23 protein-coding genes are annotated in these 21,855 nt (G+C 61.7%); 12 read left to right on the top strand and 11 right to left on the bottom strand.

Annotated features, from left to right (window positions below; translation table 11 throughout):
* Positions 1-18 precede the first annotated feature (18 nt).
* On the bottom strand, positions 19-708 hold the full coding sequence (locus HVO_RS03355) for a DUF1028 domain-containing protein (protein WP_004043248.1): 690 nt from the start codon (positions 706-708) through the stop codon (positions 19-21).
* A 368-nt stretch (positions 709-1,076) separates the two neighbouring features.
* Here HVO_RS03355 and HVO_RS03350 point away from each other — a divergent pair, with 368 nt between their 5' ends.
* Positions 1,077-1,271, top strand: coding sequence for a hypothetical protein (locus tag HVO_RS03350; protein WP_004043247.1), 195 nt, complete (start codon positions 1,077-1,079; stop codon positions 1,269-1,271).
* Between the two features lie 29 nt (positions 1,272-1,300).
* Here the strand turns inward: HVO_RS03350 and HVO_RS03345 are convergent, their stop codons facing one another.
* The 3 genes from HVO_RS03345 to dgoD all read right to left on the bottom strand — a co-directional run bounded on the left by HVO_RS03345 (position 1,301) and on the right by dgoD (position 5,037).
* The gene (locus tag HVO_RS03345) at positions 1,301-1,897 is read right to left on the bottom strand and encodes a SprT-like domain-containing protein (RefSeq protein WP_004043246.1); all 597 of its coding nucleotides are present in this window, start codon (positions 1,895-1,897) and stop codon (positions 1,301-1,303) included.
* 1,147 nt (positions 1,898-3,044) lie between these two features.
* Positions 3,045-3,815 (bottom strand): IclR family transcriptional regulator, encoded by a 771-nt coding sequence (locus HVO_RS03340; protein ID WP_004043245.1) that lies wholly within the window; start codon positions 3,813-3,815, stop codon positions 3,045-3,047.
* Positions 3,816-3,882: 67 nt separating this feature from the next.
* The gene (dgoD, locus tag HVO_RS03335) at positions 3,883-5,037 is read right to left on the bottom strand and encodes a galactonate dehydratase (RefSeq protein WP_013035117.1); all 1,155 of its coding nucleotides are present in this window, start codon (positions 5,035-5,037) and stop codon (positions 3,883-3,885) included.
* A 119-nt stretch (positions 5,038-5,156) separates the two neighbouring features.
* On the opposite strand from dgoD, the gene gfo6 reads away from it, so the two are divergent.
* Complete coding sequence (gene gfo6 / locus HVO_RS03330; protein WP_004043243.1) at positions 5,157-6,230, top strand: D-xylose 1-dehydrogenase Gfo6; 1,074 nt, start codon at positions 5,157-5,159, stop codon at positions 6,228-6,230.
* A gap of 81 nt (positions 6,231-6,311) precedes the next feature.
* Positions 6,312-6,959, top strand: coding sequence for a bifunctional 4-hydroxy-2-oxoglutarate aldolase/2-dehydro-3-deoxy-phosphogluconate aldolase (locus HVO_RS03325; protein ID WP_004043242.1), 648 nt, complete (start codon positions 6,312-6,314; stop codon positions 6,957-6,959).
* Positions 6,960-7,043: 84 nt separating this feature from the next.
* Here HVO_RS03325 and kdgK2 read toward each other — a convergent pair whose 3' ends face one another.
* Positions 7,044-8,000, bottom strand: coding sequence for a 2-dehydro-3-deoxygalactonokinase KdgK2 (gene kdgK2, locus HVO_RS03320; RefSeq protein ID WP_004043241.1), 957 nt, complete (start codon positions 7,998-8,000; stop codon positions 7,044-7,046).
* Positions 8,001-8,232: 232 nt separating this feature from the next.
* Here kdgK2 and HVO_RS03315 point away from each other — a divergent pair, with 232 nt between their 5' ends.
* Positions 8,233-10,287 carry a beta-galactosidase gene (locus HVO_RS03315; protein WP_013035125.1) on the top strand — a complete coding sequence of 685 codons (2,055 nt, stop codon included), beginning with the start codon at positions 8,233-8,235 and terminating at the stop codon, positions 10,285-10,287.
* A gap of 453 nt (positions 10,288-10,740) precedes the next feature.
* Positions 10,741-11,235 carry a fibronectin type III domain-containing protein gene (locus tag HVO_RS21225; RefSeq protein WP_008605804.1) on the top strand — a complete coding sequence of 165 codons (495 nt, stop codon included), beginning with the start codon at positions 10,741-10,743 and terminating at the stop codon, positions 11,233-11,235.
* Between the two features lie 855 nt (positions 11,236-12,090).
* Here HVO_RS21225 and HVO_RS03305 read toward each other — a convergent pair.
* Genes HVO_RS03305 through HVO_RS03295 form a run of 3 tightly spaced genes read right to left on the bottom strand, consistent with a single transcriptional unit; the run spans position 12,091 to position 14,302 of the window.
* Positions 12,091-12,672, bottom strand: a complete 582-nt coding sequence (locus tag HVO_RS03305; RefSeq protein WP_004043238.1) for a hypothetical protein — start codon at positions 12,670-12,672, stop codon at positions 12,091-12,093.
* The gene (locus HVO_RS03300) at positions 12,669-13,424 is read right to left on the bottom strand and encodes an ABC transporter ATP-binding protein (protein ID WP_004043237.1); all 756 of its coding nucleotides are present in this window, start codon (positions 13,422-13,424) and stop codon (positions 12,669-12,671) included. The genes HVO_RS03305 and HVO_RS03300 overlap by 4 nt, the downstream gene beginning before the upstream one ends.
* The gene (locus tag HVO_RS03295) at positions 13,421-14,302 is read right to left on the bottom strand and encodes an ABC transporter permease (protein WP_013035087.1); all 882 of its coding nucleotides are present in this window, start codon (positions 14,300-14,302) and stop codon (positions 13,421-13,423) included. The genes HVO_RS03300 and HVO_RS03295 overlap by 4 nt, the downstream gene beginning before the upstream one ends.
* A gap of 107 nt (positions 14,303-14,409) precedes the next feature.
* On the opposite strand from HVO_RS03295, the gene HVO_RS03290 reads away from it, so the two are divergent.
* Positions 14,410-15,117, top strand: coding sequence for a hypothetical protein (locus tag HVO_RS03290; protein ID WP_236995443.1), 708 nt, complete (start codon positions 14,410-14,412; stop codon positions 15,115-15,117).
* Positions 15,118-15,378: 261 nt separating this feature from the next.
* Positions 15,379-16,146, top strand: a complete 768-nt coding sequence (locus tag HVO_RS03285) for a DUF7847 domain-containing protein (protein WP_236995442.1) — start codon at positions 15,379-15,381, stop codon at positions 16,144-16,146.
* Positions 16,147-16,728: 582 nt separating this feature from the next.
* Here the strand turns inward: HVO_RS03285 and HVO_RS03280 are convergent.
* Together HVO_RS03280 and HVO_RS03275 are read right to left on the bottom strand one after the other, a co-directional pair.
* The gene (locus tag HVO_RS03280) at positions 16,729-17,052 is read right to left on the bottom strand and encodes a DUF7521 family protein (protein WP_004043233.1); all 324 of its coding nucleotides are present in this window, start codon (positions 17,050-17,052) and stop codon (positions 16,729-16,731) included.
* 1 nt (position 17,053) lies between these two features.
* Complete coding sequence (locus HVO_RS03275) at positions 17,054-17,410, bottom strand: winged helix-turn-helix domain-containing protein (RefSeq protein ID WP_004043232.1); 357 nt, start codon at positions 17,408-17,410, stop codon at positions 17,054-17,056.
* Between the two features lie 222 nt (positions 17,411-17,632).
* On the opposite strand from HVO_RS03275, the gene HVO_RS03270 reads away from it, so the two are divergent.
* From HVO_RS03270 to HVO_RS03255, 4 genes are all read left to right on the top strand, one after another.
* The gene (locus tag HVO_RS03270) at positions 17,633-18,580 is read left to right on the top strand and encodes a hypothetical protein (RefSeq protein WP_004043231.1); all 948 of its coding nucleotides are present in this window, start codon (positions 17,633-17,635) and stop codon (positions 18,578-18,580) included.
* 454 nt (positions 18,581-19,034) lie between these two features.
* Positions 19,035-19,265, top strand: coding sequence for a hypothetical protein (locus HVO_RS03265; protein WP_049914850.1), 231 nt, complete (start codon positions 19,035-19,037; stop codon positions 19,263-19,265).
* A 1-nt stretch (position 19,266) separates the two neighbouring features.
* The gene (locus HVO_RS03260; protein WP_171810344.1) at positions 19,267-19,662 is read left to right on the top strand and encodes a hypothetical protein; all 396 of its coding nucleotides are present in this window, start codon (positions 19,267-19,269) and stop codon (positions 19,660-19,662) included.
* A gap of 5 nt (positions 19,663-19,667) precedes the next feature.
* Positions 19,668-19,868 (top strand): helix-turn-helix transcriptional regulator, encoded by a 201-nt coding sequence (locus HVO_RS03255; RefSeq protein ID WP_004043228.1) that lies wholly within the window; start codon positions 19,668-19,670, stop codon positions 19,866-19,868.
* Positions 19,869-19,876: 8 nt separating this feature from the next.
* On the opposite strand, the gene HVO_RS03250 is transcribed toward HVO_RS03255, so the two are convergent.
* Entirely contained in the window at positions 19,877-20,671 is a 795-nt protein-coding gene (locus HVO_RS03250; RefSeq protein ID WP_004043227.1) for a helix-turn-helix transcriptional regulator, read from the bottom strand.
* Between the two features lie 219 nt (positions 20,672-20,890).
* On the opposite strand from HVO_RS03250, the gene HVO_RS03245 reads away from it, so the two are divergent.
* Positions 20,891-21,808 (top strand): halocin C8-like domain-containing protein, encoded by a 918-nt coding sequence (locus tag HVO_RS03245; RefSeq protein ID WP_004043226.1) that lies wholly within the window; start codon positions 20,891-20,893, stop codon positions 21,806-21,808.
* Positions 21,809-21,855: the final 47 nt, after the last annotated feature.

Here is a 21,855-nt window from a genome sequence, read left to right as displayed (position 1 = left end):
TTTAGCGCCGCGGTCGACTCAGTACTTGACGCCGAACTCCAGAATCTCGTCCGGGTAGTCACCGAACTGCGCGTCCGTCTCTCGTCGAATCTGGGCTTTCGCGCGCCGCGCCTCCGAGAGCAGGCCGCGCAGGTCGGCCACCGGGTCGTCGGAGAGGTCGACACGGAGGTTGTGGTAGAACTCCGGCGTCGGCGCGTGGACGAGCAGCGCGGCGCTCAGCTCGCCGCGGTCGTCGCCGCCCGCCGATTCGCCGGCTTCGAGCGCCGAGACGAGTCGCTCGGCCATGTCGCCGTCGGCGGCCTCGTAGGCTTCGGCGGTCGCCTCGACGACACCCTCCCCGGCGAGCATATTGCCCGCAACGGTGTAGTCGTCGCCGACGCGGTGGCCGGCCCACGAGACGCACTCGCCGCCGGTGAAGGCGAACTCGCCGCCCGCGCCGACGCCGTGGACTTGTCGGTAGGCGGCGTGGTCGTCGTCGTCGAGGAGCGATTCGAAGGCGTCGTCGATGCGCTCGCCGGCTTCCGCGCGGGCGACCGCGTCGCGGCCGTGTTCGGGCTTCGTGTACGACTGCGTGACCGCCGCGCCGCCGGCGCTCACGTAGGGGCAGGTCGCGCCGACGGCGACGGTTCCGGTCGTCACCGCCGCGCCGTAGACGTTCGCCTCGGGGTCGCGCGCCGCTATCGAGAAGGTTCCTGGGACGTGTCGCATGGGTTCGATACTGGTTTCCGATCACGCTCGCGCGGTAAATAGTCTCCTCTCGCAGCGCGTGGTAACGGTGGTGGCCTCCCGATTTCGTCGGCTTCGAGTCTCTTCTCGCTTCTCACAGACTGCGTAGTATTTCGAATAAATATCAATTCTTAACAAAATCATTTCTTAGACTCGAACTATTTTAACTCGAATGTTCTTATATCCTCCTCGAATATTTATATCGTCCCCGTATACTCATTTTCCTGCTACAATACAACTCTCTTGTCGTCAATCGCCACGTAGTATTCGTGAAATCAGCAATACCACTGTCTCTCACGAGACGACAGTCGCCTCCAACGCTTATGTTGTCGCGGTGGCAAAATCGACGTATGAGACTCGGCATCGGTCGAACCGGCGTGGTGATTCTCGTCGCGCTGTTCGTCATCCTCGGCGCGGAGGACGTGTACGTTTGGGCTATCGCCGGGACCGTTCCCGGCGTCGAGTTCTTCTTGGCGCTCGTGTTCGTCCTCGCGGTCGCCTTCGTGGCGATTCGGGAGGCGCGGGCGCACCCGCCGAGCCGATAGTCGCTCGCGGGGCGGGCGACTCTCGCCTGCTACTCCCGCCGTTTTCGACAGTGTAGCGGCGCTTCGCAACACGCGGAGCGATAGGCCGACGACTCGCGGACCAGTTTACACTCGCGGTAGCGGTAGGCCACGTCAGCGCCGCAGGCCTCGCAAGAGAGGGTGTACTTCGGCTCCGCGAACCGGCGGACGCGAACCGGGGCGTCGACCGCCTCGGCGCGGCGTTTGAACGCCGGTCCGTGGTCGGTCGCGCCGAACGCCTGAAACTGCTCGACGTGGACGAGTTCGTGCCGGAGCGTCGCGGACCACTCCTCGCGGTCGAACGACTCGAACGCCCGCCACGACAGCGACATCGTGCATTCGGGCGGCGTCGACTCCCCGAACCCGTTCGCCCGTGCACTCCAGTCGATAGCCCTCCCGACGCTGGCGTTCTCGATGGTCGGGGTCTTCACCGCGGCCGCGCGACGTTTCGCCCGCGTGGACACTTCCCAGCAGACGGGGCCGAGCATCACGTCGAAACCGTGCGCTGCGACCGCGCGCGTGCAGTACGCCCGAGACCACCGAATCAACTCCTCGTGACTCTCGACTGCGTCGTACGCTTCGGCCGCCCGCTTCGTTCCGTGGGTCACGCTCAGGTTCGCCGTTCGAAACCGACGGTCATGGCTGTTTCGCCTCCGCTGAGCGTTCTGTTGACGCTGGCTTGGCCTCGCAGTGACCACGGCCTTCGCTGAGTCTCGCGGGGGCGGTTGCCAGCCTTCTCATTGTCGAGGTTGTGTTCGCGAAATGTGGGTTCCGGGGTTAATACGTCGACTTACACATTTCGACGCATACCTACCTTCGGAAGTAAGATATCTTAGATATTTTCTAAGCTGATATTTCGATTCTACCTCCGAAACCCGTGGTTCTGAGAACGAACCACTAACGAGCGACGCTTGCTTTCTTGGTATCGAAGGCTTGCTCGACCGGTCGGTGGGTTCGAGTTGTGACTTTCCCTTGTAGACTGTCAGTTATTACTATCTATCTGACTGTGAGTATTTTTCGGCTAGTCGAACATTAGCCTTCATGACTGAATATCTGAACGATATTCGTGATTGAGGTTTCACTGTCGATGTCGACCGCCAGTACCGGACAGGCTGGCACGTCTTCACGGTGTATTATTGTCTAAATCGACCAATAGTGTCTGGCGTGAACCACTGCTTGACGATGCAGCGTTTGGACTGTATGGTACCGTAGACTGCTCCGGTTCTCTGCTGACTCCCGGAGAAACACGACCTCCCAACCGATGTATTTCTCGGGGGAATTACGGAATCCGTTGGCCGATGCCCTTCGGTTTTGCTTGGTCGGTATGTTTGACTACGTTGATCGAAAGTTCATTCAAACGCATCCCACGCTCACCACATGCGAGTCACTCAGTTCCACAGCCGTAAGCCAGTCGCCGCGCGCGTGGTGCCGATATATGTGTATCTTAATCGAAATACTACTCCTTCGAACGACCTGTCAAACTCACTTGCCCGGTTCACGAGTTCGACCTCGAATCCTCGACGTCTAATTACATATCTATGTGTGTAATCTCATTCGCCTTTTTCCACCGACCACCCCACAGAGCCACATATACAGATAGTTCATCGTTGTTCACCATTAGAAAACACTCTCCGCCCCACGACCGGTCTATCTATCCACTATGATGCCCCTCATGAACTTCATAGGCATCTATTCGGCTCTCCGTACCCGTATCTCTATCTCTCGCACCGGAGTTGTTAACTAATAGAAAATCCATCAGTCGATAGAGATTTTATTCTCCACGTCCTTCGCTCCGCTGACGACCAATCCGACGGTGTCCTCTTCGAGACGCTTTCCGCTCATTCGCGGAGGAGGGCCGAGGACTTCGATTGCGCCCAACGGGCGACCGTCGTCGTCGAGGACCGGTGCGGCGACACCGCGATAGTCGTCCGATTGCTCCTGTCTGTCGTATGCGACTCCTTGGTCGCGAATCGCTTGGAGCTTGGACTGCAACTCGTTGCGTTCGGTAATCGTATTCGCAGTCTCCGAGGAGAGCGAGTCGTGGTCGAGAAACTCCGCAACCTCGTCTTTGTCCATATTGGCGAGGAGTACCTTCCCGGCCGCCGTCGCGTGCAATGGTCGTATCTCCCCCTCCTGGTCCGGAGTGTCTACATCCGCTGGCACGGCCGTGAACATGTAGAGGCAGTTCCACTCACTACCCTGTCCCGGAACGACCAGACAGACCTGCTCTCGCATGGTGTTGGCCAGTTCGACCACCCGTGACCGGGCGACCTCGTATATCCGCTGGCGTCGCCTCGCGTAGACGCCGAAACTCACGAGTTCGAGTCCGATTTCGTACCCCCCGTCACGTCGCATGACGTAGCCGATAGCTTCGAGCGTCGCGAGGTGCTTGTGGACCGCCGGTTTCGAGAGGTCGAGTGCCCGAGCGATTTCTGTCAGCGTCGGCCGGTCGCGACTCCGTATCGTATCGAGGATTCGATGGCTCGTCATCGTCGCCTTGATTCCGTAGTCGTCTGCGGTGGGCATACCCTCCGACACTCGACCGACGTACAAATAAGTTGTTAACAGTTAGTGAACGATTCGCGGTGGCCGGTCACCACTCGGCGACGCTGCCGTCTTCGTGACGCCACACGGGGTTGTGCCAGTTGACCGGGCGTTCGGCCTGCTTTCGGATGTACTGTTCGTCCATCTGTATTCCAAGTCCGGGTTCGTCAGGAACCGCGACGTAGCCGTCTTCGTACTCGAACGCACTCTTGTCTTCGAGATAGTCGAGCACGTCGTTCCGCTGGTTGTAGTGGATGTTGAGGCTCTGTTCTTGGATGAGCGCGTTGGGGGAACAGGTGTCCACTTGGAGGCACGAGGCGAGCGCAATCGGGCCGAGCGGACAGTGCGGTGCGAGTGCGACGTCGTACGCCTCGGCCATCGATGCGATCTTTTTGACTTCGGTAATGCCACCCGCGTGGCTGAGGTCTGGCTGAATCAGGTCGACCGCGCCGTTCTCGAACACCTGCTTGAAATCCCAGCGCGAGTACATTCGCTCGCCCGTCGCAATCGGAATCGTCGTGTGCTGTGCGATTTCCGGGAGCACGTCGTTGTGTTCGGGGAGGACGGGCTCTTCGATGAACATCGGCTCGTACGGTTCGAGCGCCTTCGCCAACCGCTTCGCCATGGGCTTCGAGACGCGCCCGTGGAAGTCGACGCCGATGTCGATTTCGGGGCCAACGGCCTCCCTGACTTCTTCGAGTCGATTGACCGCCGCTTGGACCGACGCGGGCGTGTCAATCCGTTCAAGCTCCGCCGTGGCGTTCATCTTCACGGCGGTCAGCCCCGCCTCGACTTTCAGTTCGGCCTGTTCGGCGACCTCCGAGGGGCGGTCCCCACCAATCCACTGATAGACACGCATTCGGTCTCGCGTCGCACCGCCGAGCAGTTCGTGAACCGGGGCTCCGAAGTGTTTCCCTTTGATGTCCCACAGCGCCTGGTCGATACCCGCAATCGCGCTCATCAACACCGGACCGCCGCGGTAGAAGCCTCCCCGGTACATCGCCTGCCAGTGGTCTTCTATTGCCGCGGGGTCCGTTCCAAGGACGTAGTTGTCCATCAGTTCCTCGACGGCGGCCCTGACGCTGTGAGCGCGTCCCTCCACGACCGGTTCGCCCCAGCCGACGACGCCGTCGGTCGTCTCCAACTTGAGAAACAGCCATCGCGGTGGCACCTCGAACAGTTCATACTCTGTAATCTTACTCATGGGGTTCGATACGTATTCGTTGGGGTGTCCCTCGAAAAAACCTTTCTCTCGGACTGTGACGCCGGTGCCCGCCTTCGACCCCTCGATATTATACGACTCGTCCATCATGTGCAACTCGTATGTCGTTAGAAGCGTTCCTCGACGATTTCGAGCGCCGTAACTGGCAGCGTGTTTCCGACGGGACGGTCCGCATCGCAGTCATCGGGCTCGGGTGGTGGACCGTCGACCAAGCGATTCCGGCTATCGACGCGTCCGGGCTGTGCGAGACGACCGTCACCGTCAGTAGCACCTCTGAGAAAGCAAAGCGGGTTGCGGCCGGCGTCGAAACGGCGACACACGGTCTCTCGTACGACGAGTTCCACGCCGGCGAGGCCGCCGACGCCTACGACGCGGTGTACATCTGCTCGCCCAACGCGCTTCATCTCCCGTACGCGCGGACGGCCGCCGAGTTGGGCAAGGCCGTCCTCTGCGAGAAACCGATCGAGGCGAGTAGCGAACGCGGGCAGCAGATGGTCGATGCGTGTGACGAGGCGGGCGTTCCGCTTATCGTCGGCTACCGCATGCATACCGAACCCGCGATTCGACGCGCGCGAAAGTTGATTCGCGACGGCGTCATCGGCGACCCGGTCCACGCAATCGGGACGAACTCGCAAGCGATGCTCGAACTGATTTCCGACCCGAATCAATGGCGGCTCGACCCCGAACTGGCGGGGCCGGGGGCGACCGTCACGGACATCGGCATCTATCCACTCAACACCTGCCGGTTCCTGCTCGATTCCGATCCGGTTGCCGCGCAGGCGTTCATGCAATCTTCTCACGACGCGTTCGACCAGGTACCCGACGAGCACAGCTCGTTCATGGTGGAGTTCGACGACGGAACGTACTTGGCCGCGACCGCCAGTCAAAACGCCCAAGCGACGACGAGCCTCCGAATCGTCGGGACCAACGGCGAGATTCTCGTCGAGCCTGCCTTCCACATGGAAACCGAAATCCGAGTGACGCGCGACGACGTTTCGGTCACGCTCGACACGCCGCAGGTCAATCAGATGACCGAGTTGTTCGACTACGCCGCAGACCGCATCTTGACCGACGCGCCGATCGGTCCCGACGGCGAACACGGCGTCCTCGATATGCGACTCATCGAGGCCGTCTACGAAGCAGGCGAGTCCGGCCGTGTGGTCACGCTCGACTGAGCCGTCGGCTCGACGGGTCGAGATGGTATCGTGGGACGGGGCGACCACCGCGTTTAAACCGTTCGTCCGAGAGGAGCTAGTATGAGCCACCACCCAGCACGCCGCATTCGGGAGACCGGCCTCATCGCCATCATCCGTGGAACCGACGCCGACACGGCGATCGAAACCGTCGAAGCGCTCACGCGCGGCGGCGTCTCGACCGTCGAGATAACCGCGAACACGGACGGCGTCCTCGGCATGCTCCGCGACGTGTCCGCGTCGTTCACGGCGGACGAGGTCACCATCGGCGCGGGAACCGTCCTCGACAGCGAGACGGCTCGCGCGGCGCTGCTCGCGGGTGCGGAGTACTTGGTCACGCCGACGTTCGACGAGGGGGTCATCCGGACCGGTAACAGATACGGTGCCCCTTCGATGGTCGGCATCGCGACACCGACGGAGGCGGTCAACGCCTACGAGGCCGGTGCCGAGATGGTGAAGGTGTTCCCGGCCGGAACGCTCGGCCCCGAGTTCGTCTCCGCACTGGGCGGGCCGCTCGGACACATCCCGACGGTTCCGACGGGTGGCGTGGCCCTCGATACCGTCGACGAGTTCTTCGACGCCGGAGCGACTGCCGTCGGTGTCGGCAGCGCAATCGTAGACAACGACGCCGTCTCGCGCGGCGATTTCGCGACCATCGAGACCAACGCGCGTTCCTTCGTCGAAGCGGTCGAACGCGCACGCCGCGACTGACGCACACCCACCGCTCGGAAGTTCGGCGCTCCCCGTCTCAGCGCGGTCCGCGCGGCGAACCGAAACGTTCAGCGAAAGTGGTCGTTATCGGTCGATTCCGGCGTCGCCTCCGCGGAGGACGCGTTCGACTTCGTCAGGCGTCACGACCGCGAGGTCGCCGTGAACTGTCCGTTTGAGCGCGGCGGTCGCCGCGCCGTAGGCGAGCGCTGTTTCGACTGGTTCGCCCGCGATGAGCCGCGACAGGAACGCGCCGACAAAGGCGTCGCCGGTCCCGATGGCATCGACCGTGTCCGTCTCGAAGACCGGTTGCTCGTACACCGTTCCGCCGTGTCGGGCGAGTGCACCGTCTTCCCCGCGAGTGACCACGACCGTCTCGAAATCGAAATCGCCGGCCAACTCCGATGCGAGTGTCGGCGCGTCGCCGTCGAGTTCCAGAACAGCGCGGATGTCTCGTTCTGCGGCGACGAGGACGTCGACCTTTGGAAAGAGCGATTCGCACGCGTCGCGTGCGTCGGACGGCGACCAGAGCTTCGACCGGTAGTTGAGGTCGAACGCGGTCGTCGTCCCCGCTTCGGTCGCCGTTTGCAGAAGCTCGCCGGTCGTCTCCCGAAGCGTCTCGGAGAGCGCCGGCGTGATGCCGCTGGTGTAGAACGCCGCCGCGTCTTCCACGATGTCGACAGCGAGTTCGTCCGGTCGCGCGGTCGTGACTGCCGCATCGGCGCGGTCGTATATCACGTTCGTCGGACGCGGCGCGCGCCCCTGTTCGATGTAGTACGCGCCTTGGCGAGCGTCGTCGTCCCAGCGGACGTACGGCTCGACGCCGTGTGTTCGGAGTTCCGTGGTAACGCGTCGACCGAGCGGCGAGTCTGGAAGCTTCGAGAGCCACGCGGCGGAGCAGCCGAGACGGGAGGCGGCGACCGCGACGTTGCTTTCCGCACCGGCGGTCCGGAATTCGAGGGACCGGGCGGTCTCGATTCGCTCGCCCTCCGGCGGGCTCAGCCGAATCATCGTCTCGCCGAACGTGACGAGTTCAGCCGTCATCGACGCCCCTCGGCGGCTTGCGACCGGGTCTCGCGTTCGATAGCGGAGGCGTTCACACCGACAGTTAAGCCGTTCATGTGTTCGCACGACTGTCTCTCACGGTGGTACATAACTGCGGGCGGTGGGGCCGAAATTTGTGACGGCACCCCCGTACGGGAGGACCCGAGTAGTGGATATCAATCGGTGCTCATACACCGGAAAGAACTATATCTCACCACGTTGATCATTGTGTATGACAGTTGGTGTCTGCTATTTCCCGGAGCACTGGTCGCGAGAGCGCTGGGAGACCGATATCAGTCAGATGGCCGAGGCTGGAATCGAATACGTTCGAATGGGGGAGTTCGCGTGGCGACGAATCGAACCGGAGCGAGGGACGTTCGATTTCGCGTGGTTAGACGAGACCGTCGAACTCATCGGGAAGTCCGGTATGAAAGCGGTTCTGTGCACGCCGACAGCGACGCCGCCGAAATGGCTCGTCGACGAACATCCCGACGTTCGACAGCGAGAGCAAGACGGTACGCCGCGTGAGTGGGGGAGCCGTCGGTTCACCTGTTTCAACTCACCCACCTACCGTTCCGAGACCGAACGCATCGTTAGCGTGCTGACCGACCGATACGCCGACAACCCCCACGTCGCCGGGTGGCAGACTGACAACGAATTCGGCTGTCACGAGACGGTTACCTGCTACTGCGAGGACTGTGGCGAGGCATTTAGCGAATGGCTCGCCGACCGCTATGAGAGCGTTGCCGACCTCAACGACGCGTGGGGAACGACGTTTTGGAGCCAGCAGTACGACGATTTCGAGAGTATCGACCCCCCAAAACCGACACCGGCCGCCAACCACCCTTCGCGGGTACTCGCCTACGAACGGTTTAGTAACGACAGCGTGGCCGAGTACAACCGCCTGCACGCAGCCCTCATCCGCGAAGCAAACGACGAGTGGTTCGTCACGCACAACTTCATGGGTGGTTTTTCACTCGACGCCTTTCGCCTCGCCGACGACCTCGATTTCCTCTCGTGGGACTCCTATCCGACGGGGTTCGTGCAGGACCGACAGCCGGACACGCCGACGGTCGACGAATTACGAGCGGGGAACCCCGACCAAGTGAGCATGAACCACGACCTCCAGCGCGGCGCGAAAGGAAAGCCGTTCTGGGTGATGGAGCAACAGCCGGGAGACATCAACTGGCCGCCGCAGTCGCCGCAACCGGCCGACGGGGCGATGCGCCTGTGGGCTCACCACGCCGTCGCCCACGGCGCGGACGCCGTCGTCTACTTCCGCTGGCGTCGCTGTCGTCAAGGGCAAGAACAGTACCACGCCGGGCTTCGGCGGCAGGACGGCTCTCCGGACCGCGGGTACCGCGAAGCATCGACCGCCGCCGACGAACTGTTCGACTTGGATTCGGTCGATGCGTCAGTCGCGCTCGTCCACGACTACGAGAGCCTGTGGGCGACGCGTTCGCAACCTCTCTCGCCCGACTGGGACTACTGGAACCACTTACGGACGTACTACGATGCGCTTCGCGCAGACGTTGAGCCTCCCTCCGGAGTAACCTCATCCTTACGGACGTACTACGATGCGCTTCGCGCCCGCGGCGTGCAGGTCGACATCGTCTCGCCGGAAGCGACTCTCGAACGGTACGACGCGGTCGTCGCACCGACTTTGTATCTCGTCGGCGACGAACTGTCGACCGCGCTGACCGACTACGTCGATTCGGGTGGCTGTCTCCTCCTCGGTGCTCGAACGGGGGAGAAAGACCCGTACAACCGGCTTCACGAGTCGCTCGCGCCGGGACCACTCACCGCTCTCACCGGCGCGCAGGTGGCGCGTCACGAAACGCTTCCCGACCACGTCGAGACGCGACTCTCCTACGACGGTGCGACGTACGAGTTCCGAACGTGGGCTTCGTGGCTGGCCCCCGAAGTCGGAGTTCCACGAGGCGAGTACCGGACGGGTGAAGCAGCCGGAAACACCGCAATCGTGCGGAACGCCGCCGGAGACGGGAGCGTGACGTACTGTGGCTGCTGGCCGGGGGACGACCTTGCCGACGCACTCGTGACAGAGTTACTGGACGCCGCCGGCGTCGAGTACACTGAGCGATTCCCGGACGGCGTGCGCGTGATGGAGCGCGACGGCTATACGTGGGCGCTTAACTTCACGAGCGACCCGGTGACGTTGACCGTCCCCGATTCCACCGGGTTCCTGCTCGGTGAGTCCACCGTCGACGCGTTCGATACCGCGGTACTCGACGGATCCATCCGAGGTGTCGGACTCGCGTCCGAGTGAGTCGGCACGGGACCACTCGCCAACGCGGCTCTCGCCCGGCGTGTTCTCGAACGCCGAAGAGAATAACGGCCGGACCGTGCCCCGATGAGGCACCGACCGGACGCTGGTTCGCCGTCACGGCGCGTTGAACGTCCACTTCTGGTTGTCGCCGCCGACTTCGGTGTACTGGGGTGTTGATTCCTCGCGTGTACACACGCGGAAGCGCGTCACAACTGCGTCTGTGGGGCGTTGAGGGTGTCCGTCTTCGTCTTGAGGGCCGTCCCGGACTGCGCGTCGAAGAGGTAGGCCGCCTCGTCTCGGAAGCTAATTCCGACGCGGTCGCCGGTCTCGGGGCGAATCGACGCGTCGGTTCGGGCGACAATCTCTTCTTGCTAAACCACGGTGATTTGCTGTTCGACGACAACGACGCGCTCCACGTGTACACCGTCGTCGACGGGCAACTCTACGCCGGGGTTGGCGACAGCATCCTCGGGGTGGACCGACTGGACGCTCTACTGTCTCCACGAGGGCCCGTTCTGTGGAGTGGACGGTCGAAAACACGATAGATATCGGTGGGAACACGAGAGGGTCCTGTCGATACCACTCGAACGGCCCCGCGAGAACGGCACGGCGTTCGCACTCCAGGAGTACTCGATTGTGGGACCGAACGACCCGTCTGCACCCTCACTGTCGGTGTCTGACGAGTCGTCGTCGAGTGTCGAACTGTCGTGGACCGAGGCGCGAGGCGCGGAGAGTTACACGCTCCATCGGCGGCCACCCGACGGTGATTTCGAGGTCGTCGCGGACGAAATCGCGGAAAATTCGTTTTACACCCAGTACACCGACGCCGGCGTGAGTTCGGGCAGTGACTACGAGTACAGACTCACGGCCGTCAATAGCGTCGGCAAGACCGACTCGACCATCGTTCGGGTCACGACCGGTGGTTCGTCGAACGCGACGATGGACTAGTCATGTAGATTGTTCACTGTGGGCTAACACTTCGGTGTCGATACCGCCAGCGGGTTTCAAACGGCTCGGTCGTGTGACCGCGATCGGGTCGTTGGACCCGCGGATAGACTGATTCGGCCCATCACGGGGCGAGATAGCGGACTGGCCGGACGGAAGCCCAGCGTCGCTGTAAGATGCTACGCAGTCGGGGTCACAATCTCATCCGCAGTGCGTGAGCTACCTCCGCATTCGGATAGTATGCAAAGCGAATCTGGGCTACTCTGTCGTGCTTCCGTGGCACAGTGTGTTACAAAGGGAGCTTTGTAATATCTGGTTCGTCTGTCAGTCTATCACTCCTCGCGGTTCGACAGGAGGCCGACCCGCCGAACGGTGAATGAGTTTGCGCTCATCGAGAACGATTCTCTTCGAAACCTCCCGTCATTCTAGTTCTTCCCTTCCGGTGATTGCTATAATTCTACAATATACTCTGCGAGGCCCAATGAGGTCACACGACGTTGGGATGATATCCAGAAGGAGGGCGCACGTACTATAACAACACATTTTGAGATATTTCGGCTACTCTATGTTCTATATCCAACATATATATAGTGCAATCTGATTAACTAAACTTGATAACGGTCAGACGATATCAATACAAGCTACTCGCGATGTACTAGTTTGAACGAATCATCTGTCTGCTCACTGCTGAACCACTCTGAGTCGTCTAGTATTGTTTTATTTATAAAATATAGGTTGATAGTGATGTGGTCTCGGAAGCTGGGGTATTGTATTATCTGTACAAACACCGCGAATATTCACGTGACTTCCCTTTCGAGGAACCCGACGAAGCCGAACTGCGCTATGACTCCCTCTCAGCTAGAACGGAAACCGTCTCTTCTCGTCGATACTGAGACGGAGCCGGTAATCGAGTGCGTTCCAGTCGTCACCCGTCGCGTATCGTGACGCTTTGCGCTCGAACCGATCGACGACGTATTGCGTCCCCGAACCCGAGAGGTCGTCGCCGTGGAGTTCGTATCGCCTGCTGACGCTCTCACCGGCATCGAGCGGCCGGGTTATCGGCGTCCCGTCAAGCGATAGTGACGACCCGCCGCGACCGACTTCGACGCGGGTGCTAGCCTCGTACGACGGGGAGAACAGCGTCGTCTTCCACGTGTCTTCGCCGGGCGTCAGCGAGGGTGCGAGTGCGAGCACACCGAACGGCCAGACGCCGTAGCTCCGGATTCGAATCGGGTCGTCGGCCGTGTTCTCCAGCGAGAGCGTGAGCGCCGCAGGATGTTCGATCGTCGCGTCAGCGACCGCGAGGTCCACTGACAGCGAGAGCCCTTCCAGAGGCGTCTCCACAGCCGTGTCGGCGATTCGATACTCGGTGTCACCCAGACACCCGGAGAGACCGGCGACCGACAGTGTGCTCGCAGTCACGAACGTCCGACGCTTCATCGCCGGTCACCTCCGTCGTCGGCACGGGCGTCGGTGAGTTCGACGAACACGTCTTCCATCGTCGCGTCGTTGGGTGATGCAGTCCGTGCTCGGAGGTCGTCGAGCGTTCCCTCGGCGACCAACTGTCCCCCGTGGAGGACGCCGATCCGGTCACAGACGAGTTCGACCTGCCCGAGAACGTGACTGGAGAAGAAGACGGTCGCACCACGCTCGTTCTCCTCGCGGACGATTTCCCGGACGCGTCGGACGCCGTGGGGGTCGACCCCGCTGAACGGCTCGTCCAAGATGAGCAGGTCCGGGTCGCCGACGAGCGCCATCGCGAGCGCCAACCGTTGTTCCATTCCACTGGAGAAGGCACCCACCTCGTCGTCGACGGCATCACCGAGTCCGACGCGTTCGAGGCGGTTCTCCGGGTCGTCGCCGGCCCGCTTCGTCTCTGCGACGAGGGCGACGTGCTGACGTGCGGAACGGTCCTCGTAGAGGCCGAATCGGTCCGGAAGCACCCCTACGCGGTCGTGAACCGCCACGACATCGCGTCGTGGGTCGTGGCCGAGGACGCGAACCGTTCCCGAAGTCGGTCGGAGATAATCGAGCAACAGACCGATCGTCGTCGATTTCCCAGCGCCGTTCGGGCCGAGAAATCCGTACGTTTCGCCGCGCTCGACCACGAGGTCGAGGCTGTCGACGGCGCGAACGTCGCCGTACTTCTTGGTCACCGTTTCGAGTTCGATTGCGGGCTCTGTCGAGTTCATAGCGCGTCACCCCGGGTGAACGCACGTCGGGCGAGGGCCACTGGCACTACCGCCCAGACGAGTAGGACGACCAGACTCAATGCGGGATGGAGGTACCACGGGACACCGCCGTCGAACGCCGCTTCGACGACGAAGGCGTTCACCGAAACCCCCGGTTCGAGTTTGGTGTAGACGATGTGGAATAGCTCCGTCGAGTTGCCGACGCCGAGAAACCAGTTCGTCAGGACGTTGTACGCGCCGTCGGGGGTCAGTCTGAGCGCGAGAAATAGCGGTCCGCTCGCCGGCGCGTCGTATGGGTCGACCGGGACGCCGGTGACGGCAGTATAGAGCGACGTGACGATCCGACTCCAGAACACCGTCGCGAGGAAGTACGCGAACACTCCCGTCGCAGCGGTCACGGTCCGCCGGGCGACCGTCGAGACGAAGACGCCGATTGCGACCATCACTCCGGCGAATAACAGCGTCGCGACGAGCGTCCCGAGGAAGGGAAGCAGCGCGAACGTGCCGTGTTCGATGAGGCCGATAGCGGCGAGAACGAGCGTCGCCGCGACGGCCGCCGTCCCGACGCCCACGAACCGGCCACCCGTCTTCCCGAGGAGAATCTGCGTCCGCGTCAGCGGCAACCCGAGGAGGAACTTGATACTGCCCGTGGTTCGTTCATCGATGAGCGACTGATACGACAGGAGGAGGGCACCGATAGGGAGGAACAGATCGACGCCGATCTGGACGTACCCGATAGTGATGTTTCGCCCGACCGCGTCCCACCCGGCGTATGTCGGTCGGAACCCCCAGAGGACGACAAGGAGCGCGAGTATCCACGCCCCCTTGGAGGTGAGCACTGTCCGGTATTCGCTGCGTGCAAGCGGGGACCACCGCATGACTGGAGAGACGCGAAGCCGTCACAAAAATCCTGTTCGTTCGACGTATCGGACCCCGGCTCCGAAGCGGAATGAGATTTTTACTTCTTTGAACACGTTTTGCCGCCGTGTCCCCCCGCAACGACGACCCTCCGAGAAACCCATCTGAACGAACAGCACGAAGCCACATGGTCGCTGCGTTCAAACATCTTGTCGCCGCGCTTTCGGTGTTGTACGCCGTGTTCAGCGCAGTCGTAACCACCTATCCATCGGTTGAACGGATTTGGGCGGGAACCGTCGGACGCCACCGAACGACTTCGCTTATCGCAGTTCTATCGGCACCGATAACCGCGAGTGTTGTCGGTCTCCTGATTTGGAGTACGTATGGGTATCGCCACGTCGAGCACGCCGTCATCGGTGACACCCACAGTCTCAGTCAGTGGGTTGCAGGTCTCTGGAGCACCACTGGACCCACCGCTGTCGCCCTCCTCGGGTTGAGTACGCTCGTGGCGCTCGCGACAATCTTCTCGACGAAAAACTCGGGGTTGGTGCCGTCGATAGCTCTCGTGATGGGCCCCATCTTCGGGATTGGTCTCTCCAGATACGGACTGCCGATTGCGCACTTCTCACCGAGTAACCTTCATCGGCTTTTCGGCACGACGGCGATGCACTTCGAGACAGTCGGTGCCGTCGAGACGCTCGGAACTGCGCTGTTCCTCGCACTACTCTGGGGTATCCCCATCGGAATCCTTGGATTCGCCCTCGGCACTCTAGCCCGACGAATCGGCCGCCTCTTCCGCCCCAACGATGGACAGTCTGGGGTTCCGGGGGCCTGAAACGAGCTGAACGATTCACGGCCAGTGTATCTCTTACTCAGTAGGCGATAGCGAATGCTCACGGACGCCGATGCGGGGTCGGGAACGTCCCCGAGAGTGACCTCTCCAATGAGCCGTCTCATTGACGGAATTCACGTCGAGACCGTTCACCTTCTTGGTCGGTGGCGTTCTCCGGCTCTCGAAACAACGGCACTGTGACTTATTTTCCGAGTCAGAAAACCAGCGTCGGCGGTTATACCATCGGGCCTCGTTTTCTCATCCATGGGAGTCCTCCAAGCCCTCCGACGGACACCGGGTGCGCTCAAGCGTGCTCCGGGTCTGTTGGTCCCACAACTGATCGTGTTCGCGCTGCTAGTCCCCCAGCTGCTGTTGCAGTCGTCGTATCCGCTCGTCTCGACGCTCTACTCGCTGGGTATCTCCGCGGTTTTCCTCCTCGTGACGCCCTTCATCCAGGGCGGCATGTTCGGGATGGCCGACGAGGCCCTGACCACCCGTAGCTCGCTGTCCCGTTTCGTCGCCGACGGGAAGGCCAACTATCTCTCGTTGCTGATCGCCTACGTCCTCTTGCTCGTCGTCAACGGCGTCATCGGTGCGGTCGGTGTCGCGGCCGGCTTCGGGGCGTTCCTGACGCACGGCTCTATCGGGACGGCGTTTATCGGTCTGGCGGCCATTGCGGGACTCCTGTATCTCGTCGTGGCGTTCTTCGTCCAGTTCTACGGCCAGGCTATCGTCATCGACGGTGCGTCCGCAATCGACTCGTTCAAGCGGAGTTATCGCGTGGTCCGAGGGAACCTTCTGGCGACGGTCGGGTACATGCTTCTCGCACTGGTCATCGGCGCGCTTTCCGGTGGTGTCTACGCCGGCGTCTCGCTCTTGGCTAGCGCCGACGCCGCCTCGGCGGCCGGTCTGCCGACGCTCTCGACGCCTCTCCTCGTCGTCGTGGGTCTCCTCGCGGCGGTCATCGGTAGTGTCGTGTCGGCGTTCCTGCTCACGTTCTCCGTCGCCGTCTACGACGAACTGACCGGGTGAACTACGGCGCAGTACGCAGTCGTTCGTTTGCCCGCAAACACTCTGCCCCGTCCGGTGGGTCAGATTACTAATCTTCCCAGCGGAATCGGTTTCGACGGGGTTCTTCTCTCGAACGCGCGAACTGCCCACTGTCTATTGCGACGAACGCACTTCGTCCGTGTCCTGCGACGCCATCAGTTCATGGACGGTGTTCGCTCCCTTCGTTTCCTTTCTACCGGCGGCTACCGTTGCGATTGTGTTCGTTCCGTTGACCGTGGTCGTCTGGCTCTCTTATCGAGGGCGGCACGACGCGACTGCGGAGCCGTACGAGCGTTCAAGCGACGACCCGACAGCAAGGTGAGTCCTCTCCCGTCCTTCTGATTCCAGCGGATTGTCGCTTCGAACGAGCGGTCGACGTGAACGACGAACCCCCGTTACTGACTGCTGTCTCCTCTCATCGGAGAACTGAGACAACTCCCTCAAGAGAGATGTTTCCGGTCTGTCGGACGACCTCCGGGCGCTATCACCTGTCGATGGATACAACGACGCCACAGTTCCGGGATGACGGCACTATCGAGCGGAACTCGAAGCGATAGCAGTGGTTCAGGGTCGGCTATAAAGCGAATAGAGGATACAGACCAGTCCGACGACTTCGATGAGTCTGTTCAGTATGGGGACGTAGTACGTGTACACAACCGGGTCGAACCCGAGCGCGGTTCCGGCCGATGCGACCGTCAACGATATCACGAACGGCACGGCCGTGAGGAGGACCAGTCCAACCGCGAGCCACAGCATCGGCTGGCTTCGATTGCGTCGGTATCCGCGGTAGGCTTGAAAAACGATGGCAAGGCTGAGAACCAACGCCAGTAGCGTCACCGCCAGCAACACGAGGTAGTTCACGTACAGGTCCATGCTGGGTTGAACCATCTCAGATTCCCTCCCAGAGGTCGGTGAAGCGGTCGGCCGGGTCTTCGGCCCGGCCCGTGTCGAGACTCACTGAGATGTCTCCCTCGTCCACTTCGACGGTAAGACTGTCGAGTCGCGCCTCGAAGACGCTGTAATGGTGGCCGCTTTCACCGATTTCGGTCTGTTCTGCGAGTAAGTCACAGTCGACGAGTCGCTCCGTGCGCCGGTATATCGTGGGTAGGGAGGCATCACATCGATCGCTCAAGGTTTTGGCGGACATCGGTTCGATGCTCGTCTGAGCGAGGATCGCACGCGCGTACTCGTCATCGAGGAGCGCGAAGATTTCCTCGGCGGAGGGCTCCTCACTCACGTCGAACACTTCAGGGCGGAGCAATTAATACCCTCTACTCTTTTTCCAGGCCAGAAAGTCGACGGCCCCACTTTAGCGTCTCGCTGCCATCGTCCCACGTGCCGGTCTCCGTCTCGGTCCTCCTGTCGTTCGTCAGGCCCCCGGAATGGGCCTCCTTCCCCCGAACGCGATATTTTCCGAACCAGAAAAGCACCCGTGGGTTTGAACTCACGGCACGGAGAAGCGGGGTGTATGGTCCTCCACGTTCGACAGACTGTGTCCGACGGACTCGGACGCGTTCTCACGCGAAATGGCGTCCTCCTCATGGCGACCTTTTTCGTTGCAGTTGTTCTCCAAAGCGCGTTTGTCTGGGTGTTGGCGACCACGTACGTCCCGCTCGGGATGGCCGGAGCGGCGTCACCACCAGGGACGCCGGCACCCGGGACGGCCCTCCCGTCGCTGGTCTCAGCGAGCGCCGCACTCCTCGGCGGGCTCACTGGCGGCGTACTGACGGTACCGATACAGATCGTTGCGGTTCGTTCGCTCATCGACGACGGGCGCGATCACCTCCCGGAACAGTTGGTGTTCCGAACTCTTGGCTGGGCGACGCTGCGACTGTTCATCGCCACGTTACTCAGGGTACTGGCCATGTTCGTTCTGATCTTCCTCGTCGTGATCGTCGTCACTCTCGGGACGGTCGGGGTCTTCGCCGTGCTTCCCGAATCACTGCGGACGACGCTCGTCGGTGCGTGGTACACACCTCTCCTCGTTGTTCCAGCGATACTGGTGGGTCTGCTGCCAGTCGGGTTCGTCCTGTTGACGTTTGCGTTTGTCGAGCAAGAAATCGCCGTTCGCGATGCGACGGTCACGACAGCGTTCGTCCAAAGTTGGCGCACCGTCGCTGGGAACCGCCTCCGACTGGGTGCAGCCCTCATCGTTCCCTACGGAATCAATATGGCGTTCAGTCTGCTTCTCGGACAGGTCATGCCGGATGCGACGTTCGGTTCACCGACCTTCTTACTCACTCAGACGGCACTCTCGGTGGAGTCGTCGATCATCTCGATCGTCGTTCTCGGAATTACTTCGCAGGCGTGGATTCAACTCACCGGTGTTGACGGTCCGCTAGCCGACTACTGGACTGGTGGGACAGCGGATTCACAGCCTTCCGACGAGGGAGCGACGAGGAACGCTGTCGAATGAACTGATAGCGAACGTCTCGACGAGCGGTTGTTCGAGCCGTCGAGTGTGCGATATACCCCGTCGTTTGATTCGAGGCGGCTCCAAGTACGAGTGACGAACGACCTGCGAGAGCCGTGGCGACCGGCGCTCCGGCGGGGAAGAGCAGTTCGCAGATTGCGGGCCAGACCGACCGTTTCAGCGAGCGCGGTGGTCGCCTGTTGTCCGACTCGTTCTCGGGAGTCGTTCCAACCAGAACGATTGGAATATGTCGTTCTACACCAACCGTGCCGAACCAGAGCCAACCCGACCGCAGTATAGCGAGTCACCAGATTCGTATCGGATAGTTTGTCGGAGATTTCGAACTCGGTGAGAATCGCCGCTGTACTCGCCATCGGTATCGAATGGATGACGTGTCCGTTTGACATTATGGAAAGCGGCCTTTACATTTATGTTGTTGGAAATACACGTTTATCGTATGGTAAACAGTCCGATGCGCGCTTACGGTGCGCTGCTCGTCGTCGTCGCGGCGGCGGTCAGCGGCGCTGTCATCCTCTCGGGATTCGTCGCAATCGACTTTGTACTCGACACGGTTACGGTGTGGGGCTATATGGCCGCTGTCGGCGTGATGATCGTCTGTGCGGTCGTTAGTTGGCTGACCGACCTCCCCGGAATCCTGTCGAGCGAGTTCGGAAGTGGGGGACAGTGAGATGTCGCGGTGGCTCCCACCGACGTACAGTTTCCTGCTGTTCGTCGTTCCGGCGCTCCTGTCGGCGGTTGTCTCTCCCTTTCTCGGTGCGGAACCCCCTCCCTCAGTCGGTGAGTTAGTGGTCGTTCCTGCGGTCATCGCCGTCTTCGCGAACGTCGGATACGCGGTTCGAAGCGGGTCGTCCTCCGACAGCGTGGTCGACGAACGCGACGTGCGCAACATCGACCGCGCGCTCAGTACGACCGGCGGAGTCATGCTCGCGTCGTTAGTCGGCGTGTTCGCGTCGTACGCCCTCAGTACCCGGCCGGTCCCGAGCGCAGTCACCTTCCTCGCGGTCGCAGGTCTCGGGACGATGTTCTGCGTCCTCGGCGCGACCGAGTTCCGACAGCGCGTCTGACACCGATGGAGAACGACATCCGAGTGAAGCGGGCCGAAGAACACATCACTCAAGAGGAACTGGCGACTGCGGTCGGCGTCAGTCGACAGACCATCTACGCCATCGAACACTCGCGGTACGACCCGTCGCTCGAACTCGCGTTCAAGCTCGCGCGCTATTTCGATTGTTCCGTCGAAGAGCTGTTTACACCGGAGTTCGACGGATGAGCGCACGGTTACTGCGTCGCTTTCGGCTGGTCGACCGGGGTCGAATCGGCCTTGAGCTCGCGGTACGTCTGCGTCGCCCAACCAATCGCCGAGGCCGTATCGTTGAACAGCACGCCCGTCGCACCGGCCTTCGAGTACGACACGAGCGCGCACGTCCGGTCCGCCCCCTCACCGAACAGGAGCAGTCCGAACGGCAGCGAGGCCGACGTTTCGTGGAGGCGGACGCACGAGGCCCGACGCGCGCGTCGGTACTCGTCGGGATACGTCGTCCGCAGGCACTGATGGACTTGCGGGGGCACGACGAGTTCGACATCGGCCTCTCGGCGCGTGGCGTGCTTGTGGCACACCTCGACGTACTGTTGTAACACGACCGGGGTGTAGCCGCGTAGCGACTCCGCCTCGCGCATCGTGTCGAGGAGATGTTGCAGTGGCTTGTCCGGAACGTGCGGCTCCGAGGACACGAGCCTCGCCCCGTCGTACATCGGTAGCTCGCCGTTCGCGCCCGATGGAACCGCCGACCCGTGGGAGTGCGCTTCGGTCACGGCATCGAGACACCGTCGAGTCCGTTTGCACAGCCGATACACCGGCCGACCGAGCTCCGTCAGCCGGTAGCCGCTCGACGGGTCGCGGACGACCATCGACGCCGCTTCGAGTTCACCGATTGCCCGGTCCACCGTCGAACGAGAGACCCCGAGCGTCGCCTCTAATTCCGGCTTGGATAATGCGCGATCCGAAAGCGACTCTAAGACGTCCCACCGGCGGGTGACGAGGTCGATTATCTCTTCGGTGGTTGGAGACGGCATCACCGACGACTTTTGACCTTCATTACTTGACATTTCTGTTGACTGAAATCCGGATTACAGTCACCACTTCCGAACTGCACCGTCTCCGCAGAGCGTGACGGATTCGTGCAGTTGCTGTGTCGTTACGTCACCTCGTGCGCGGCGACCGCAGTCGGTGCGGTTCTCTAACGGTCCATGACGCAATGTGTGTCCCCGCCATGGTGTCGATTGGGTAACACGATGACCCGAGCTAACGACAACGAACACGACAGTAACGAACAGGAGAGCGGACTCAACCGACGCAGTTTCGTTCGTCGCGCCGGCGCGGTCGGGACGGGGCTCGCGTTGTCCCCTGCCGCCGCCGGGAACGCCGTCGCTGCCGAGAACATCAGCATTCTCGACGGCGAAGCTGAGGCGAAAGTGGCGACTCGGTTGGCGAAGAGCGACGAGTTCGACCGTCTCGAAGCGAAGGCGAACTCCCGTGACGGGACAGTGTCTCGCGGCGAGTCGGTCACCGTCGGCGAAGTCGAGGTCGCCGCCGACGACGCGCCGGACGGCGAGAAGATTCACCGGTACGTCGTCGAGTACCCGGTCAAGCACCCGAACGACGACGCCGAAGCCGCCGTCGTGCTCGCCGAAGACGCCACGTCGGATTCGCTCATTCTGAGCGTTCTCGATTACACGCACAAGACGAAAGACGGATTCACCACCCGTATCGAGCGATTCGACGCCGAGGCCGGTGAACAGACGGTGTCCGCCGCAAACAGCTCCGATGGCTTGGCGTCTACCGAACTCGACCTCGATGCCGATGCGACTCGGCGGGCCGTCAACAACGTCGACACGAACGCCGTCATCGACGAGATTTACGACGGGTTCACCACGGGGAGTGACCTGTCGAACCTCGCGTGGGACCTCCTCGACGACGACGTCGATGTCGACGGCTGTTACGCCTGTGGGTTCGCCGTCGGCCTCACTTGTAGCGTCGGCTGCGCGGCGACCGGCGCGTTCATCTGCGGGCTCACCGGGATTGCGGTCCCCATCGCCGGCCTGACCTGTGTCGGCTTCGTCGGTATCATCTGCGACGTGGCCGACGCCCTCTCCGGATGCGGCGAAGCCGTCGCTGAAGAGGTCTGTGCTGACCGGACGAACTGGTGCTAAGTAGGGGGCAGTGACATACGTGCCTCTATCCCGCGTTACGAACGACC

It is taken from the genome of Haloferax volcanii DS2 (genome assembly GCF_000025685.1).
In the GTDB taxonomy this organism is placed as follows: Archaea; Halobacteriota; Halobacteria; order Halobacteriales; family Haloferacaceae; genus Haloferax; species Haloferax volcanii.
Note: the sequence above shows the minus strand (reverse complement) of the source record. Positions and strands in the feature narration are given on the sequence as shown.

Bases quoted from the DNA above. Each gene is read 5' to 3' on its own strand.
- HVO_RS03355 (WP_004043248.1), bottom strand. From the start codon at position 708: ATGCGACACGTCCCAGGAACCTTCTCGATAGCGGCGCGCGACCCCGAG.
- HVO_RS03350 (WP_004043247.1), top strand. From the start codon at position 1,077: ATGAGACTCGGCATCGGTCGAACCGGCGTGGTGATTCTCGTCGCGCTG.
- HVO_RS03340 (WP_004043245.1), bottom strand. From the start codon at position 3,815: ATGCCCACCGCAGACGACTACGGAATCAAGGCGACGATGACGAGCCAT.
- dgoD (WP_013035117.1), bottom strand. From the start codon at position 5,037: ATGAGTAAGATTACAGAGTATGAACTGTTCGAGGTGCCACCGCGATGG.
- gfo6 (WP_004043243.1), top strand. From the start codon at position 5,157: ATGTCGTTAGAAGCGTTCCTCGACGATTTCGAGCGCCGTAACTGGCAG.
- HVO_RS03325 (WP_004043242.1), top strand. From the start codon at position 6,312: ATGAGCCACCACCCAGCACGCCGCATTCGGGAGACCGGCCTCATCGCC.
- kdgK2 (WP_004043241.1), bottom strand. From the start codon at position 8,000: ATGACGGCTGAACTCGTCACGTTCGGCGAGACGATGATTCGGCTGAGC.
- HVO_RS03315 (WP_013035125.1), top strand. From the start codon at position 8,233: ATGACAGTTGGTGTCTGCTATTTCCCGGAGCACTGGTCGCGAGAGCGC.
- HVO_RS03305 (WP_004043238.1), bottom strand. From the start codon at position 12,672: ATGAAGCGTCGGACGTTCGTGACTGCGAGCACACTGTCGGTCGCCGGT.
- HVO_RS03300 (WP_004043237.1), bottom strand. From the start codon at position 13,424: ATGAACTCGACAGAGCCCGCAATCGAACTCGAAACGGTGACCAAGAAG.
- HVO_RS03295 (WP_013035087.1), bottom strand. From the start codon at position 14,302: ATGCGGTGGTCCCCGCTTGCACGCAGCGAATACCGGACAGTGCTCACC.
- HVO_RS03285 (WP_236995442.1), top strand. From the start codon at position 15,379: ATGGGAGTCCTCCAAGCCCTCCGACGGACACCGGGTGCGCTCAAGCGT.
- HVO_RS03280 (WP_004043233.1), bottom strand. From the start codon at position 17,052: ATGGTTCAACCCAGCATGGACCTGTACGTGAACTACCTCGTGTTGCTG.
- HVO_RS03270 (WP_004043231.1), top strand. From the start codon at position 17,633: ATGGTCCTCCACGTTCGACAGACTGTGTCCGACGGACTCGGACGCGTT.
- HVO_RS03265 (WP_049914850.1), top strand. From the start codon at position 19,035: ATGGTAAACAGTCCGATGCGCGCTTACGGTGCGCTGCTCGTCGTCGTC.
- HVO_RS03260 (WP_171810344.1), top strand. From the start codon at position 19,267: ATGTCGCGGTGGCTCCCACCGACGTACAGTTTCCTGCTGTTCGTCGTT.
- HVO_RS03255 (WP_004043228.1), top strand. From the start codon at position 19,668: ATGGAGAACGACATCCGAGTGAAGCGGGCCGAAGAACACATCACTCAA.
- HVO_RS03250 (WP_004043227.1), bottom strand. From the start codon at position 20,671: ATGCCGTCTCCAACCACCGAAGAGATAATCGACCTCGTCACCCGCCGG.
- HVO_RS03245 (WP_004043226.1), top strand. From the start codon at position 20,891: ATGACCCGAGCTAACGACAACGAACACGACAGTAACGAACAGGAGAGC.